General features: G+C 48.7%; 13 protein-coding genes. 9 read left to right on the top strand and 4 right to left on the bottom strand.

The features are described from left to right. The 4 genes from J7619_RS14840 to J7619_RS14825 all read left to right on the top strand — a co-directional run bounded on the left by J7619_RS14840 (position 1) and on the right by J7619_RS14825 (position 5,710). A complete protein-coding gene (locus J7619_RS14840) occupies positions 1–228 on the top strand; it encodes a DUF433 domain-containing protein (protein ID WP_291199634.1) in 228 nt (75 codons plus the stop codon). Next, a complete protein-coding gene (locus J7619_RS14835) occupies positions 225–590 on the top strand; it encodes a DUF5615 family PIN-like protein (RefSeq protein WP_291199631.1) in 366 nt (121 codons plus the stop codon). The genes J7619_RS14840 and J7619_RS14835 overlap by 4 nt, the downstream gene beginning before the upstream one ends. A gap of 159 nt (positions 591–749) precedes the next feature. Continuing rightward, the gene (locus tag J7619_RS14830; RefSeq protein ID WP_291199628.1) at positions 750–3,206 is read left to right on the top strand and encodes an ABC transporter permease; all 2,457 of its coding nucleotides are present in this window, start codon (positions 750–752) and stop codon (positions 3,204–3,206) included. Positions 3,207–3,295: 89 nt separating this feature from the next. After that, positions 3,296–5,710, top strand: a complete 2,415-nt coding sequence (locus tag J7619_RS14825; RefSeq protein WP_291199625.1) for an ABC transporter permease — start codon at positions 3,296–3,298, stop codon at positions 5,708–5,710. 4 nt (positions 5,711–5,714) lie between these two features. On the opposite strand, the gene J7619_RS32250 is transcribed toward J7619_RS14825, so the two are convergent. Together J7619_RS32250 and J7619_RS14820 are read right to left on the bottom strand one after the other, a co-directional pair. After that, positions 5,715–5,813 carry a hypothetical protein gene (locus tag J7619_RS32250; RefSeq protein WP_409012729.1) on the bottom strand — a complete coding sequence of 33 codons (99 nt, stop codon included), beginning with the start codon at positions 5,811–5,813 and terminating at the stop codon, positions 5,715–5,717. A 301-nt stretch (positions 5,814–6,114) separates the two neighbouring features. After that, on the bottom strand, positions 6,115–6,330 hold the full coding sequence (locus J7619_RS14820; protein ID WP_291199621.1) for a hypothetical protein: 216 nt from the start codon (positions 6,328–6,330) through the stop codon (positions 6,115–6,117). A gap of 45 nt (positions 6,331–6,375) precedes the next feature. Here J7619_RS14820 and J7619_RS14815 point away from each other — a divergent pair, with 45 nt between their 5' ends. From J7619_RS14815 to J7619_RS14805, 3 genes are all read left to right on the top strand, one after another. Beyond that, on the top strand, positions 6,376–8,790 hold the full coding sequence (locus J7619_RS14815; protein WP_291199618.1) for an ABC transporter permease: 2,415 nt from the start codon (positions 6,376–6,378) through the stop codon (positions 8,788–8,790). An 86-nt stretch (positions 8,791–8,876) separates the two neighbouring features. Further along, positions 8,877–11,252 carry an ABC transporter permease gene (locus J7619_RS14810; protein ID WP_291199615.1) on the top strand — a complete coding sequence of 792 codons (2,376 nt, stop codon included), beginning with the start codon at positions 8,877–8,879 and terminating at the stop codon, positions 11,250–11,252. 148 nt (positions 11,253–11,400) lie between these two features. Then, positions 11,401–11,772, top strand: a complete 372-nt coding sequence (locus J7619_RS14805) for a hypothetical protein (protein ID WP_291199612.1) — start codon at positions 11,401–11,403, stop codon at positions 11,770–11,772. Positions 11,773–11,809: 37 nt separating this feature from the next. Here J7619_RS14805 and J7619_RS14800 read toward each other — a convergent pair whose 3' ends face one another. Together J7619_RS14800 and J7619_RS14795 are read right to left on the bottom strand one after the other, a co-directional pair. Continuing rightward, positions 11,810–12,304 carry a hypothetical protein gene (locus J7619_RS14800; protein ID WP_291199609.1) on the bottom strand — a complete coding sequence of 165 codons (495 nt, stop codon included), beginning with the start codon at positions 12,302–12,304 and terminating at the stop codon, positions 11,810–11,812. Between the two features lie 10 nt (positions 12,305–12,314). Further along, a complete protein-coding gene (locus J7619_RS14795) occupies positions 12,315–12,866 on the bottom strand; it encodes an RNA polymerase sigma factor (RefSeq protein WP_291199606.1) in 552 nt (183 codons plus the stop codon). Between the two features lie 158 nt (positions 12,867–13,024). Here J7619_RS14795 and J7619_RS14790 point away from each other — a divergent pair, with 158 nt between their 5' ends. Together J7619_RS14790 and J7619_RS14785 are read left to right on the top strand one after the other, a co-directional pair. Then, entirely contained in the window at positions 13,025–13,366 is a 342-nt protein-coding gene (locus J7619_RS14790) for a DUF6249 domain-containing protein (RefSeq protein WP_291199603.1), read from the top strand. 256 nt (positions 13,367–13,622) lie between these two features. Further along, positions 13,623–16,139, top strand: coding sequence for an outer membrane beta-barrel family protein (locus J7619_RS14785; protein WP_291199600.1), 2,517 nt, complete (start codon positions 13,623–13,625; stop codon positions 16,137–16,139). Positions 16,140–16,159: the final 20 nt, after the last annotated feature.

Genomic DNA, 16,159 nt, shown 5'->3' with positions numbered 1-16,159 from the left:
ATGGAATTGAATAGAATCACTTTTGATCCTAATGTCATGGGAGGGAAGCCTTGCATCAGAGGAATGCGGGTAACGGTTGGAACGATTGTGGGGCTTATAGCATCCGGCAGAAGTTTCGATGAAGTACTGGTATTCTATCCATATCTTGAGGCAGATGATATCAGCGAAGCACTGGCGTATGCTGCCTGGCGTGCTGATGAAATCGAACTCCCTTTCCAGGCTGCATGAAGATATTGATCGACATGAATCTGTCGCCCATTTGGGTGCTGTACTTTGCTGAAAATGCAATTGTGTCGAAACATTGGTCTGAAATCGGTAAGGCTACTGATCCTGACAAAGTAATTTTCGAATATGCTAAACAAAATGGCTTTGTTGTATTCACCCACGACCTTGATTTTGGCGCTATTCTTGCTGCAACGTATGCCAGGGCGCCTAGTGTATTTCAGATATGCAGTCAAAATTTACTCCCTGAGGCAATCGGCCCGAACGTGCTGAAATGTTTTCACGACTACGCAGGCTTTTTGGATTCAGGATGTCTGATAACGCTGTTTGATCAGAAATCGAAGATCAGGCTTTTACCGCTGAATTAATTTTGTTTGACAATATCGAACAAGGGTGTCCACTTTCGGACACCCTTGTTGTTTAATATGTGCTGTAATTAATTGATTTTTAGATCGTTATATTGGGTGTGTATGGCTGGCACAATTCTTCACTCCAAAACAACCGGAATGCAATCCAATGACCTAGCCATGATCCAAAACTATCTGAAAATTGCTTGGAGGAACGTCTTGAAAAACAAGACGTTCTCCATTATCAATGTCTTCGGCCTGTCGGTCGGGATGACTTGTTGCATGCTCCTGCTGCTTTATATTCGGAGCGAGATCTCGTTCGATAAGCATCAGGAGCATGTCAATGATCTGTACCTGGTTCGCTCCGAGAATGTGCAGCCGAACGGGGAGAAAATGGACAACCCACGTGCGCCGGCGCCTTATGCGCATGCACTGAAAGCCGAATATCCGGAAGTGGTGCAAGTGACGCGTCTTTGGCAGAATTTCCTGGAAGACAAAGCATTGCTGACGGTAGAGCAGCCGGGAAAGGGCCCGCTCTCATTCTACGAAACAAAAGGGACACACGTCGATTCGACGTTTTTTGATGTTTTTACCTACCAATTTTTAGAAGGAGATCAGCATACGGCGCTGGTTGATCCGCATTCGATTGTACTTTCCGATGCCCTTGCTCAAAAGCTTTTCGGTAACCAGCCCGCTTTGAACCGCACGGTGAAAGTGGGTGGTAAAACCGGGCACAATGAAAATTTCAAAGTAACCGGCGTATTTCGTGACGAAAGCGCCCGCTCCCATATAGATGCGCATTATTTCGTGTCATTCAAAGTAGGCTGGATAGGCGATTATCTGCGGCAGCCCGATCTCAATTTCACAAACAACAACATGTTTTACCATTACCTGCGCCTCCGGCCAGGTACCGATGGAGCGGCATTTGAAGCGAAATTACCTGCATTCATCGAGAAATATGCGCGGAAAGACCTCAAAATCGCGGGATACGATAAAAAACTGGCGTTGCTCCCTGTCCGTGACATACACCTTTTCAGTCAGATCGACCGCATCGTATCTTCCACCACAAGTTCAACCTACCTTTATGTTCTGGCATGTATCGCCGTGTTTACGTTGCTGATCGCCTGCATCAATTTCATGAACCTCGCCACGGCGCGTTCTGCGAAACGGGCGGCTGAGGTGGGCATGCGTAAGGTAATGGGCGCGAACAAGAGCAGCCTGGTCGGGCAGTTCCTGGGTGAATCCATGGTGCTGACGTTTTTAGGGTTGGTGATTGCCATGGCGTTGGTGGTCATGCTGCTGCCATTCTTCAACCAGCTTGCCGACAAATCGCTCGACGTGCAGGAGCTCCTGCAACCGAAAATTGTGGGCGGGTTTGTACTTCTCGCATTGATCACGGGTTTGCTGGCAGGGAGTTATCCGGCGTTCTATTTGTCGGTATTTAATCCGCTGGATGTGATTAAGGGCCGGTTTGTGAATTCAGTATCGGCTACGACGCTGCGGCGCGGGCTGGTGGTATTCCAGTTTGTGATTTCAATCGGATTGGTAGTGGCTACCATCGTCATTCAGGGACAGATCCGGTTTATGGAGGATCAGCCGCTGGGTTTCAACAAAGATCAGCAAATTGTGATCCCATTCCGGAGCCAGGAGGCCAGACAGGCCTATACGGCATTGAAAAATGAACTTTTGCAGGATAGCAGGCTTACGGCTGCTTCCGGAACAGCCTATTATCCGGGTATTCTCAATCCCAGCGATATGTCGGTTTATCTGCCCGGGCAGACAGTCAATGAAGATAATCTGATCAAAACTAACTGGGTAGCCCCGGATTTTATGGAAACCATGGGTTTCAAACCGGTGGTGGGCCGTATGTTTTCAAAAGAATTTCCAGCAGATACGAATTACAAAATAGTGGTCAACGAGGCTACGCTTCGCAAATTCAATGTCCCGTTGAACAAAGCGGTAGGGCAGAAATTCCTGTTTAACAACGGCGGAGATACCCCCGGCTCGGTCGAGGTGGTTGGCGTAGTGAAAGATTTTCATTTTCAGGATTTGCACAAGGTTATCGAGCCCTACGCCTTCTTCCTGAATATGGACCCGAGTTATAACTACCTGATCGCCCATATCGCAGGCAAAGATGCGGCTGCTGCATTGCCATTTATAGAAAGCAAATGGAAGTCTCTCGTGCCCGACGAGCCTTTTGCCTATACATTCCTCGACGAGGACTTTCAGAAAAATTACGCGGCCGATGCCCGCACTTCCAGGCTGGTCAATGCCTTCACCATCATTTCAATCCTGATTTCCTGTCTTGGACTGTTCGGTTTGGCCGCATTCGCAGCCCAGCAGCGAATCAAGGAAATTGGCGTGCGAAAAGTATTGGGTGCTTCGGTGACGAATATTGTAGGACTATTATCAGGCGATTTTGTGAAATTGGTGGTCATCTCCATTGTGATAGCCACTCCGCTAACCTGGTATCTTATGAACCGCTGGCTGAGCGATTTTGCCTACAAAATCAGCCTGCAATGGTGGATGTTTGCCGGGGCAGGAGCGTTGGCGGTAGTCATCGCATTGCTTACGGTGAGTACCCAGGCCATTAAAGCGGCCGTAACGAATCCGGTTAAATCGTTGAAGATGGAGTAAGGGAGAAAAGGGAGGATGGAGGAAAGGGCGTTTTTTCAGTCTCTTCCTCCTTCCTCTCTTCCTTCTTTCCTCCCCAAAAACATATTCTTATGTTCAAAAACTATATCAAAATCGCGTTGCGTAACCTTTGGAAGAGCAAGGGTTATGCTTTCATCAATATCGTGGGCCTGTCTGTGGCTTTCTGCGTAAGCGTCTTTCTGTTCCTGACGGCCTATTTCGCCTTATCATACGATGACTTCCACGCGGACAAAGACAGGATTTTCGAGCCTTATTTCTTTTCCAATGACCCCGAGCACGTGGATCGTACGGCATCGATGCCTTTTCCGATCACGCCGGCATTGAAGGACGAATTTCCCGATATCGAGGCCGTCGCAAGGGTAGTGAATGGTTCGGATGTGGTGGAATACAAGGGGAAGTACCTGGACAAGAACATCAAGTTTACCGAGCCTGATTTTTTCAAAATATTCTCATTCCCCTTTTTGCAGGGCAGCGCGGAAACCGCTTTAAGCGACCTGAGTAACATTGTTATAACGGAGCACATGGCCAAGGCTGTTTTCGGCGTGGAAAACCCGATGGGCAAACACATTCAGGTGGGATTGGAGGGCAACAAGAAGGAGTACGTCGTAAGTGGGGTGCTGGCGGATTTTCCGGAGAATTCTTCATTGCAATTCGACGCGTTTATACGCAGCGAGAATGTGGGTGACTATCAGCATCAGAAGGATCAATGGGATGCATTTTCCCACAATATTTTCCTGAAACTCAAACCGGGAGTCGATAAGCTGGCATTTGAAAAGAAGCTGAAACCTTTCACGGCTAAATACTTCGCTGAAACGATCACAAAGCTTAAAAAGAAAGGCGCCAAGCCAGACGAGCGGGGGGATTTGTACGCGCTACGCCTTCAAAAACTGGAAGATATTCACTTTAACCGGGAAATTTCCGGTGGTAAGGAAGGATCGCTGATATATGCACTAATGGGTATCGGTATTTTCATTTTGCTGATCGCCTGCATTAATTTCATCAATCTGAACGTCGCGCGGTCGTTTATCCGCGCACGTGAGGTGGGTGTACGTAAGTCATTGGGTGCATTGAAACAGCAACTTTTCTTCCAAATCTGGGGTGAAGCGGGAGTTGTATGCTTTCTGGGCTTCCTGATGGGTGTGGTGCTCGCCATATTGCTTTTGCCGTTGTTTAATGCAACGTTCAGATCCAAGCTGACTCTGGGATACATTTTCGAACCCGACAAAATCGCCATGCTGATCGGGCTATTTTTGTTTGTTACCCTCATTGCAGGTGGTTACCCGGCCTTGCAAATGTCGAAATTCAATGCGGTCGAGGTTTTAAAAGGAAAAGTATCGCTCAAAAAACCGGGTATACTGCGCAATTCATTGATCGTCGCGCAGTTTGCGCTTTCCAGCCTGCTGATTTGCTGCACAGTCATCGCGGTGCAGCAGGTCGACCACCTTCGGAAACAACCGCTGGGTTTTCAAAAGGAAGAGGTAATCAGTATTCCGGTAGGGAATAAGGTCAATGGGCAGACTGCGCTGCGCAGAATGCGTAACCGCCTCGCCAATGATCCCAATATCGTCGGGATTACCGGTTCGGGTGTGAACCTCGGAACGGGCCTCGACCGTAGCACTTCCCGCAGTTCCATCGGCTTTACATTCAAAGAACGCGAAGTAGAAACCGACTGGCTGCATATTAGTTATGATTACCTCAAAACGCTCAATATCAAACTGATCGACGGACGGGAGTTCAATCCCGCCTATCCGACTGATTCGATGGGCAGGGTTATCATTACCGAAAGTATGGCCAAGGCTATCGGTGAAAAGGATCCTGTCGGCAAATTCTTCCAGACCGATACGGCCGGCGTCAAACATCAGATTATCGGTGTAGTCCCTGATTTTAATTTGTATTCATCCAAAACCGACAAAAAGCCCATCACGATGTACCTCTCCCATACGGACGGCATCGGCTATATTTTTGTGCGTGTGACGCCGCAAGGTCTGGCGTCGTCGATGGAGAAGCTCAAAAACATCTGGAAAGAGATTACGCCGGAATCGGAGTTTATCGGATCGTTTCTGGATGAAAATACCAACAACTGGTACAAGGAGGAAGAACGACTTTCGCAGATTTTCAGTCTTGCGTCTGCGGTTGCGGTGATATTGTCTTGTCTCGGGCTGTTTGCGGTTGCATTGATCGTCATGGAACAGCGTACAAAAGAAATCGGCGTTCGCAAGGTGCTTGGCGCGAGCATTGCGAGCCTCGTGTTCGTGTTATCCAAAGACTTTGTAAAACTGGTACTGATCGCCATCCTGATTGCCACGCCGGCAGCCTGGTACTTCATGCAGCTATGGCTGGATAACTATCCGTATCGCATCGAAATCAGTCCGCTGGTATTCGTGGCCGTTGGCCTGGCCGCAGTGCTTGTGGCAGTGGCTACCGTCAGTTTCCAAAGCATCAAAGCCGCGCTGATGAACCCGGTAAAATCTCTGCGGAGCGAATAAGAGGTTAGTTTAAGAGTACCGGAACGAGTGATTTGTACCGTTCGAATTTTTCATCCGAAGAAATGATTGGGATTTGTTCATACAATGCGATAGCCAGCAGCATCCGGTCGAACGGGTCCCGGTGATCTTCGTAAAGCGGGATAGACTGATAGGATAAATTTGACCGAGTTCGACTGGGAGGAATTCGAAGCCGTCGTTTAGACGCTGCCTGGTGACTTCCTCGACGCTCAACACAAAGTCGGGAAGTTTACCAAGTTTAAACTTAATCGATATTTCGATCAGACTTATTGGACTGACAAGTAGTGTATTATTCGAATTTTCAAGGATTGTACGTGTGGGAGTCGTAAGATTTGGATGGTCTTCTAGTGACCAAATTGCGATTTGGGTGTCCAGCAGGTATTTCATCAAAGCATATAGTCGTTTAGATCGTCCAATGGAGCATTAAAGTCATCGGGAGTACCGATCTTCCCTTTCAAGCTGCCCAGGCGACGTTTGGGTTGAATCGGTTCTTCCATTTCTTCCAGGAACGTGACGACAATCTTTGATCTCTTTTTTATCGCGGGGATTTCATCCAATGTTATTTTCCCATTTTCATAAACTCCGCCAGTGGATGTCAACATAGCGATATCATTTTGATTGTATTCAAAAATAGAAAATAAGGTGCCATGATCAAAAACTATCTAACGACCTCATTCAGAAACCTTCGCCGCAACTGGAATTTTACGCTGATCAACATTACCGGTCTTACTTTGAGCCTGGCTTGTTGTTTGCTTATCTTTTTTACGGTGCGGTACGAGCTGAGTTTTGATAGCCATCATAAGAATGCAGATCGCCTTTATCGCTTGCTGAACCACAGTTTGGAGGATGGGGAAAAGGGCTTTAATGCAGGGATCCAGCTTCCGGCCCTGGCCGCGTTGCGCAATGACTATCCGGAGATTCGCAATCAGGTTACCTGTACCTATGGTCTGCGCGAGACGTTGATCACGGTTACTCAGGGATCGGAGAAAAAGAAGTTTTCGGATCCGGGATATAATGTGGCATTCATCGGACCGGAATATTTCGGCATGTTCGATTATAAATGGCTGAAAGGCTCGCCTTCTCAGGCACTCAAAAATCCAGGCTCTGTTGTTCTGACCGAAAGTCAGGCTTTGCGGTTTTTCGGGAAAGCCGACCCGATAGGAAAGAGTATCCGCGTAAGAAACCAGATGGATTTCGTGGTGACGGGCATCGTAGCCGCCCCCCCGGCTACCACCAACCTGCCATTTACGATCATGCTTTCCTTTGCGTCATTGAAGGAATTCGGCGCATTTACAAACTGGGACGACTGGGTTTCGACCTATGGAGGCGGGCAGGTGTACCTGATGTTGCCCGAAAATGTAAGCGAAGCGCAGTTCGAAAAACAGCTATTGGCATTCAATAAAAAATACCGAGAGCCAAAGGAGGATAAGCGGGTGAAATTCGTCTTGCAGCCGCTCAAGGATATTCATTTTGCCACAAAAACGGGCAACTATACCAGCCGTTCGATCAGTAAGGGGATGATCTGGGCCATGGCGCTGGTTGGGGTTTTTATCCTGATTACCGCCTGCGTGAATTTCGTGAACCTCGCTACCGCGCAGGCGTTGCGCCGCTCACGCGAGGTAGGCGTGCGGAAAGTGCTGGGCAGTACCCGCGGGCAATTGCTGCGGCAGTATTTTTCGGAAACCGGGATAATAACCGTGTTTTCGGTGATCCTGGCATTGGTTTCGGCACAGTTGCTGCTGCCTTACATCGCCGATATTCTTAACATCCAGACACGGGACGTTGTATTTTTTCAGGACCCGTCCATTCTGCTTTGCTGCGTGATCCTGACGATCGTGACCACTTTTCTCGCCGGTTTCTATCCTGCATTGGTTGTTTCGGGGTATCAGCCTATTCTTGCATTGAAGGGAAAAATGCGCACGGCCGGCAGCGGCCAATCCAATCTGCGCAAAGGCCTTATCGTGCTCCAATTCTCAATTTCGCAGGTGATCCTGATCGGAACGTTGATCGCTTATAGCCAGATGAGGTATTTCAGTACGCTCGACCTCGGTTTTGAAAAGGATGAGATCGTGACGATCGCCATTCCCGATCAGCCGGAAGGCAAGCTGGAAGCATTGCGGGACGAAGTCCGGGTGATAGCTGGTGTGAAATCCGTTGCTTACAGTGCATTTACACCGATGTCGAGAAGCAACTGGCAAACCGGATTCAGGTATGAAAACGACGCGGAGGACCTGGATTTCAGCGTCGTCATGCGTCCGGCCGACACGGCATATTTTAGTACTTACGGGCTGAAAATGGCCGCCGGGAGAATGTATTTGCCTGCGGATACCATCCGCGAATATGTCGTCAACGAAGCATTTGCCAGGAAGCTTGGCTTCAAAAATCCCGAAGGCATTATCGGTAAACGGCTGACTATTGGCGGAGGTAGTTCTAAGCTGCCGGTGGTAGGTGTTGTGAAAAATTTCAATACCTACACGCTTCATCAGGAGATTATCCCGTGCGTGATGACCACCATGCGCAACAACTATCAGACATTAAATGTAAAACTGGACAAAAATGCCGGGCTCGAACAGATCACCCGCATCGAAAAGCTCTGGACGACGGCTTTCCCGGATTATTTGTTTAAATACACCTTCTACGATCAAACGCTCGACAGTTTCTATGAGAAGGAAGCCAAGTTCTTTTCGCTCTTCAAGATCCTGAGTTTTATCGCGATTTTCATCGGGTGCCTCGGTTTGTATGGCGTCGTAGCATTCATGGCCGAATCGCGTACGAAGGAAATGGGTATTCGTAAAGCCATCGGCGCGTCGGCGATGAACATTTTCGGGTTGTTTTCAATCGATTTCATCAAGCTGGTAGTCATTGCGCTGGTGATTGCGTCGCCAATTGCCTGGTATTTTATGAATGAATGGTTGCAGGATTTTAGCTATAAAGTGAGTATCAGCTGGTGGCTTTTTGCGCTGGCAGGTTTTGCAGCGGTGCTGATTGCGCTGGTAACGATCAGCTTTCAGAGTGTCAAAGCTGCGATGACGAACCCGGTGAAGGCATTAAGAAGTGAATAATCACGGGGTTACAGATGCAACCAGCGCATTGGTTTTAACATCTTTCGCGAAATGCGTTCTAAACTCTCACTACATCTGAACTGGCCATGGTCAAGAATTATCTGTTAATCGCACTCCGTAACCTTCTTAAAAACAAAGTTTATTCCCTGATCAACATCATCGGACTGGCGGTGGGAATCGCGGTTACAATGCTGATCGGGCTGTGGGTTTGGGATGAACTGTCCTTTAACAAATACCACAAAAACTACGACCGCGTGGTGCAGGCGTGGATCAGCCAGACTTTCAATGGCCAAACCGGGACCGGTACGGCGGTTTCAATTCCTTCGGTCACTGAGATGGCGACCAAATACCCGGCAGATTTTAAATATACTGCGCTGGCTTCCTGGAACTTCGGGCATTTGCTGGCCAATGGCGATAAGAAGATCAATAAAACGGGGATGTGGGCACAGCCATCGTTTCCGCAAATGCTGGGCCTTAAAATGATCCGGGGTGACTATGAAGCCTTGAAAAACCCGGGGTCGGTGGTGATCTGTGAATCGCTGGCGAAAGCACTTTTCGGGAATGCCGATCCTTTGAATAAACCACTCAAACTCGATATCAAGAAGGATGTGAAAGTAACGGGTGTTTATGAGGATATCCCTTTCAATTCGAGTTTCAATGAGCTGTACCTGATCCTGCCCTGGAACGATTACCTGCAAGCCGAAGGCTGGGTGAAGGAGTCCCAGACGCAATGGGGTAACCACTCTTTCCAATGGTTTGCGCAGGTTGCCGATCGCGCCGATATCGCAACGGTTTCGCGCAAAATCCGGGACGTGGAAATGCCCCACGCATTCTCGAAAACCGACAAACCCCAGTACATGCTCCATCCGATGAGCCGCTGGCACTTGTACTCCGACTTTAAGGACGGCCAGAATGTTGGAGGACGCATTCAGTTTGTTTGGCTATTCGGTATTATCGGCGCATTTGTATTGCTGCTGGCTTGCATCAACTTTATGAACCTGAGTACGGCGCGGTCGGAGAAACGGGCCAAGGAGGTAGGTATCCGCAAATCAATCGGTTCGCTGAAAAGCCAATTGGTATTCCAGTTTCTGAGTGAATCGTTCCTGGTCGTCATGTTCGCGCTGGTACTTGCGATCCTAATCGTACTGATTTCGCTGCCGGCCTTCAACGACCTAGCAGGCAAGCACGTAAAATTCCCGTTCTTCTACTGGCAGTTCTGGCTCTTGCTGATCTTGTTCGCGCTGTTTACCGGGCTGGTTGCGGGAAGCTACCCGGCTTTCTACTTGTCTTCATTCAACCCGCTATCGGTTTTGAAGGGTACATTCAAGGTTGGAAAGTATTCGGCCGTGCCACGCAAAGTGATGGTCGTATTGCAGTTTACGGTGTCTATCACACTCATTATCGGTACGATCATCGTGTTCCAGCAGATCCAGCACGCGAAAGACAGGCCGGTTGGCTACGATCGCCAGGGGCTTTTGCAGATCAATATTTCTCCCAATTTGTGGGGTAAATATGATCCGTTGCGTAACGATCTCCTGAAAACGGGCAGCGTGTACGAAATGAGCGAGTCGTCGAGCCCTACTACCGGTATTTATTCCAACCAGATCGGGTTCGAATGGGAAGGATTAGAGCAGGGTTCTGTACCATTGTTCGGTACGATCGCCTGTACCCACGATTTTGGCAAGACGATCGGCTGGAAGATCATCGATGGCCGCGATTTTTCCCGGGATTTCTCTACCGACAGCGTCGGATTCATCCTCAATGAATCGGCCGTCAAGCTCACCGGGCTCAAAAACATCATAGGCAAAACAATCCGTTACAATAGCAAGCCGCACCATGTAGTAGGCGTGATCAAAGATATGGTGATGCAATCGCCCTACGAGCCGGCGGTACCGACGATTTTTATGCTCAACTACGAATGGGCCAACCTGATCAACGTCAAACTTACACCGGGAGCGCCGGTGGATAAAGCTTTGAAGAAGGTGGAAGCCGTTTTCCGCAAGCACGATCCCGATTCGCCGTTTGAATTCAAGTTTGCCGACGAGGAGTATGACGCCAAATTCAGGGCCGAAGAACGGATAGGAAAGCTTGCCCGGGTGTTTGCGGTGTTGGCCGTGTTTATTTCCTGTCTCGGGCTATTCGGATTGGCAGCGTATACCGCCGAGCAACGCACGAAGGAAATTGGTATACGCAAGGCGTTGGGAGCGAGTGTGGCGCAAATGTGGGCTATGCTTTCCAAAGAGTTTGTATACCTGGTGATCATCTCCTGCATCATCGCTTCGCCCATCGCGCTGTATTTTCTGCACGACTGGCTGGATAAATACGAATACCATATTCAACTGAGCTGGGTCGTGTTCGTGGTAGCGGCATTGCTGGCAGTTGCGATCACATTGCTCACGGTTAGCTTCCAGGCAATCAAAGCGGCACTGATGAATCCGGTTAAGTCGCTGCGGAGCGAATGAGGTATTGACCCAAGCCCCATTCGTCGATCGAAAACGGGCTATCATCTACTATCAGTGACATTTCGCAGATTGCGTTTCCAGTGCGTTAAACTTAGGAGGGAAATGTGCCTCTAAAAGACATAAACAAACAATTTAAATACTGGAAACCATGAAAAAGATCATTTTTGCCATCGCTGCCATCGTTACTTTTACTGCTGGAAATACCTTCGCTCAGCGATATAACAGACCTACCCCAGCGGTGATCGACGCCCGCGCCGACAATGCTGCCGAGGAGTTTAAAATCAATAAGCTGGACGAGATCGTAAAGCTGAGCCGCAAGCAGGAAAACCAGATCAAAAAGATCGAAAACAAATATGATCGCCTGACCGGCAAGAACCAGCGTTACCATACCTACCAGGGCATGAAGAGACTGGAAGAAGAGAAGCAGAAAGAGATCCTGGCCGTGCTGACGCCCGCACAACGCCAACGTTTGTTCGCTTATCAACACCGTTTTGATAACCGTTACAACCGCAGAGGATAACCGATCGAAAAGATAGCCATGAATGAACGGCCAGGTCTCAGGACCTGGCCATTTTGTTGAGCAGCATCCATTTGTCCCGAAGGAAATAATCCAGCAGCATAAGGCCGGACAATCCGATAATCGTAAGAATAACAGGCTGTGGAATAACTAAAAACTTCTGAATGAAAACCTGATTGGATACGATCACGCCGTTCAACTTGCCCCAAAGTGCAGATTGTTCATTACCTGGCACGAAGAAAGCGGCGACGATCAGCGCTGCCCATGCAGCAGCGAGCCAGTACCATACATTCCTGGAAATCACTGGTTTGGCGGAGACAGCGGTACTGCTGGCCTGGATTTGCGCGATAATTCCGCTACTGAACGCTTGTGAGGGGGCTTCTATCACATTGTTTTGTACCAGAGTACGGAATGTAGCCTCTTCGTGCACACGCTGCATTACCGCGCGCGTAAATGCGTCCGAGGGAGCGTCGGTACTAATTCCGCCGATCAGTTTTTTGAAATGTGCTTCCTGTTTGTCGTCTTGCTGCTCCATAATTCCTGCATTATAACAAAAACTGCAATTCTTTGCCCAAAACCTTCCGGGCCCTGAACAGTTTGATCTTTACATTGCTATTCGTCAATCCGGTTATCTGCTCGATCTCTTCAATCGAGCTGTCGTTCAAATAGTACAATGTGATCACCAGGGCTTCGATCTTCGGCAATCGGTTGATGGCATCTTTCACAAACTGCTCGCGCTCGCGTGCCTGCAATGCTTCGAAGGGTGGGGGACTGTATACATAATGGTAGTTTTCTTCGAATTCGTCGTCGATGCTTTGCAGTGCAAGTCGTGGTTGTTGCAATTTCGAGACTGCCGTTCGATAAACGATTGTGTAAAGCCAGGTGGAAAATTTGGATTTACCTTCAAAGCTTCCGATTTGCATGTACGCCTTCACAAAACTTTCCTGCGCCACGTCCTCCGCATCCTGGGCGTTGGGCAGGATTTTCTTCGCAATGGTAAATGCCATGTTCTTATACTTGTCGACCAGATAAGTATAGGAGGCCAGGTTACCCTGCTTTACGTTTTCAATATGGATCCGGTCGTCCTGGTTTTTCATGCATTTCATGGCTCGCGTGCCCATATGACCGCGCGGACAGCGTGCCGGTTACAACTTTTGGTCAATTATTTTTGCGAAAAAAAATTGAAAAAACTGTAACCGTAGATACCTGGGCTCCGTCCAATGGGTAACATTCGAAATTTAATCATCTTTTAGCCATGAGCGGTGTAATTATAACAGTGGCAGCTTTTCTGGGTATTTTCGGGATCGTCTACGTATTCCTGATGACGCGTCATCGCGAACGTATAGCCCTGATCGAGAAAGGGGCCGATGCATCGATTTTTACAGACAAAAACAACGTTTTTTATCCTACACTCAAATTCGGGATGCTTTTCGTCGGCATTGCGTTGGGTATTCTGCTGGGTAACTGGCTGGACAATACGTACGATTTCGGCAAAGGCGTGGCCTATCTGGCAATGGTCTTTCTCTTCGGAGGGCTGAGTCTGATCCTGAATTTTCTGATCGAGAGACATTTGAATAAAACCACAATCCGCGAGTAGGGTCCGAGCTTTGCCGGTCGACCTTATTATTCCACCGTTCATCACTTAATCTGAAAAATCAGGCCTAGTACCTTGCATCACAAAGTACCTTACAATACATTTGTAATGTCAAATTTAGGTTAGTCTGCATCCGTGCGTCACTGAATGTCTGTTACATAATTCATTGACACACTGGTCACTGTCCGAAAGAGCCCAAAATCTCTTGCCGGAATTCCTATGCCCATTCCAAAATTTATTAGCCATGAAATTTTTCTCCATGAAAACATTATTCCAACTACTCATGTCCATCCTGATCCCGGGATTGGTTTGCTGCCAGGATTCATTTGCGCAAGTCGCGCCGACGGCAGGCGCCCCTGCGGCAGGCGTTCCTGCGGCAGGCGCTCCTGCGGCAGGCGCTCCTGCGGCAGGGATCACTGCGAGCGGAAGTATCAAAGGCGTTGTGGCCGACTCTGCAACCGGTAAGGTGCTGGATTTTATTACCGTTAATTTGATGAAGGATAAAAGCACTGCCGTCAAAGCCGATTTTTCGAAGGCCGACGGGTCATTCGCGTTTCAAAACCTGAAACCGATGAAATACGCGCTGGTCCTGGTTGGGGTAGGGTACAAAAACAAGACGATCGACGTGGATCTGACCGATAGCACGCGCCGGCAGGTCGACCTGGGGAATGTCACGATCAGCCAGCAGGCCGTCGGGCTCAAAGAAGTGACCGTTACTGCATTGAAACCGATTGTCAAACAGGAGGTCGACAGGATTAGTTACGACCTGGAAGCGGATCCCGAGAGCAAGGTTTACAGCGTGCTCGAAATGATGCGTAAGGTGCCATATCTGTCGCTCGACGCGGAGGACAACATTTCGCTGAAAGGCAATACCGATTTCAAGATCCTGATCAACGGCAAGCCGTCGAGCATGGTCGAGCGAAGCTATAAGGATGTGCTGCGAAGCATGCCGGCATCGTCCATTGTACGGATCGAGGTGATCACGACGCCGCCTGCGAAATATGATGCGGAAGGCCTGGCAGGGATTATCAACATCATTACCAACAAAAAAATAGATAACGGCTATAACGGAACGCTCAATGTCAGTGAACGCTTCCCGACGGGCGGACCGGGAGTTGGTGGCTCGCTCTCGGCCCAGCTCGGGAAGATCGGAATGTCGCTGAATGCAGGTTTGAACCAATATAAAAACCCGGCTACGCAGTCGATTACGAACCGTACGACTACGGGTACGAATCCGACGGAGCTCGATCAACGCGGCTGGACCGAGATTAACAACAAGAATGGTTATATCGGCTACGAGATTACCTACGAAGTGGATACGCTCAACCTGCTGAGCGCGCAATTGAATGTCAATGGCGGCCGAAATAGTCAGAATGGTTACCAGTCATCGCTCTTGAATGCCGATAAAGAAATTCTCGAACGCTACAATGCCAGCAGTAAAAGCTCCGACCGTGGCAACGGCCGGGATGCGGCAATCAACTATCAGAAGGGTTTCAAGTCAGATAAAAGTCGCCTGCTGACTTTTTCTTACCGCTATTATGGCTACGACAACAAGCAAAATGGCAACATCGGTATCTCCGACCGGATCAATTATGACCGCCCGGATTACCGGCAGGTCAACGACCAGAGTTTTTCGGAGCAGACATTCCAGGTTGATTTGGTATATCCGGTCAAAAAGCTGAATATCGAAGCCGGTTTGAAGGGCATTGTGCGCGACAACAAAAGCGACTTTCAATATCTGGTTTTCGACCCGGAGACCAATTCATATAGCCTGGACGCGGCTATGAGCAACAAATACAATAACACACAAAAGGTATTTGGCGCTTATAACACGTATCAGTACAATTTCAAAAACTGGGGCGTGAAGGCCGGAGCACGCGTGGAGCAGACGATCATCGACGCGGACTTTATCTCCACCGATTCGAAAGTGAAGCAAAATTACTTCAACTTTATCCCTTCGGTTTCGATTAACCGGAAGCTCAAAAACAATGCGGGAATCAACTTCGGTTTCACCCAGCGCATTCAACGGCCCGGTATCTGGCAGCTCAACCCGTTCGTGGACCGCTCGAACCCAAGCTTTGAACGCACCGGTAACCCCGACCTGCGACCTGCGTATGTGAACGATCTGCAACTGAGCTATAATAAGTCAAAAAAGGGTAGTATTAATTTCGGGGTTGGTTATACCCATTTCAAAGACCTGATCTTCCAGATTGCCGTTTACAATCCCGAAACGCAGATCACACGGACTTCTTATGGCAATACCGGCCGTGCACGACTTATCAGCGGTAACCTGAATGCCAATTACCCTATCACCAAAAAATGGAATTTCAGCACGAACCTCCGCATTGCGCACGGCAAGGTAACCGGCATGGTGAACGGGATTGAGACGACCAACAGCGGGGTAATGTACCAATTTTCGCTTTCAACGGGTTACAAGCTGCCGAAAGACTGGCGCGTGAATGCAAACCTGAACGCCAATGGTCCGGGTGTGAACCTGCAAGGCACTACGAACTCGATCCAAAGCACTTCGTTTAGTGTGAGCAAGGACGTGGTGAAGGATAAATTATCGCTTTCAGCTGCTGTGAGCAACCCTTTTACGAAATTCAGAAGATTCCACAACTCTACTTTCGGCCCGGATTTCGATCAGTTCTCCGACCGCTGGAATTACTTCCGGTCATTTAATTTCAGTTTGAACTACAAGTTTGGAAAGCTGAAAGATATCAAGAAGAATAAAAGAGGTATTCGCAACGACGACGTACAGAATGGCGGAAACTGAACATGAACGCCGGGCTTTCG

Origin of the sequence: Dyadobacter sp., assembly GCF_017744695.1 — a bacterium.
In the GTDB taxonomy this organism is placed as follows: Bacteria; Bacteroidota; Bacteroidia; order Cytophagales; family Spirosomataceae; genus Dyadobacter.
Note: the sequence above shows the minus strand (reverse complement) of the source record. Positions and strands in the feature narration are given on the sequence as shown.

What these genes read in the sequence shown, in the direction of transcription:
- J7619_RS14785 (WP_291199600.1), top strand. Translation starts at nt 13,623, where the DNA reads ATGAAAACATTATTCCAACTACTCATGTCCATCCTGATCCCGGGATTG.
- J7619_RS32250 (WP_409012729.1), bottom strand. Translation starts at nt 5,813, where the DNA reads ATGCTGCTGGCTATCGCATTGTATGAACAAATCCCAATCATTTCTTCG.
- J7619_RS14820 (WP_291199621.1), bottom strand. Translation starts at nt 6,330, where the DNA reads ATGTTGACATCCACTGGCGGAGTTTATGAAAATGGGAAAATAACATTG.
- J7619_RS14805 (WP_291199612.1), top strand. Translation starts at nt 11,401, where the DNA reads ATGAAAAAGATCATTTTTGCCATCGCTGCCATCGTTACTTTTACTGCT.
- J7619_RS14840 (WP_291199634.1), top strand. Translation starts at nt 1, where the DNA reads ATGGAATTGAATAGAATCACTTTTGATCCTAATGTCATGGGAGGGAAG.
- J7619_RS14815 (WP_291199618.1), top strand. Translation starts at nt 6,376, where the DNA reads ATGATCAAAAACTATCTAACGACCTCATTCAGAAACCTTCGCCGCAAC.
- J7619_RS14810 (WP_291199615.1), top strand. Translation starts at nt 8,877, where the DNA reads ATGGTCAAGAATTATCTGTTAATCGCACTCCGTAACCTTCTTAAAAAC.
- J7619_RS14795 (WP_291199606.1), bottom strand. Translation starts at nt 12,866, where the DNA reads ATGAAAAACCAGGACGACCGGATCCATATTGAAAACGTAAAGCAGGGT.
- J7619_RS14835 (WP_291199631.1), top strand. Translation starts at nt 225, where the DNA reads ATGAAGATATTGATCGACATGAATCTGTCGCCCATTTGGGTGCTGTAC.
- J7619_RS14830 (WP_291199628.1), top strand. Translation starts at nt 750, where the DNA reads ATGATCCAAAACTATCTGAAAATTGCTTGGAGGAACGTCTTGAAAAAC.
- J7619_RS14825 (WP_291199625.1), top strand. Translation starts at nt 3,296, where the DNA reads ATGTTCAAAAACTATATCAAAATCGCGTTGCGTAACCTTTGGAAGAGC.
- J7619_RS14800 (WP_291199609.1), bottom strand. Translation starts at nt 12,304, where the DNA reads ATGGAGCAGCAAGACGACAAACAGGAAGCACATTTCAAAAAACTGATC.
- J7619_RS14790 (WP_291199603.1), top strand. Translation starts at nt 13,025, where the DNA reads ATGAGCGGTGTAATTATAACAGTGGCAGCTTTTCTGGGTATTTTCGGG.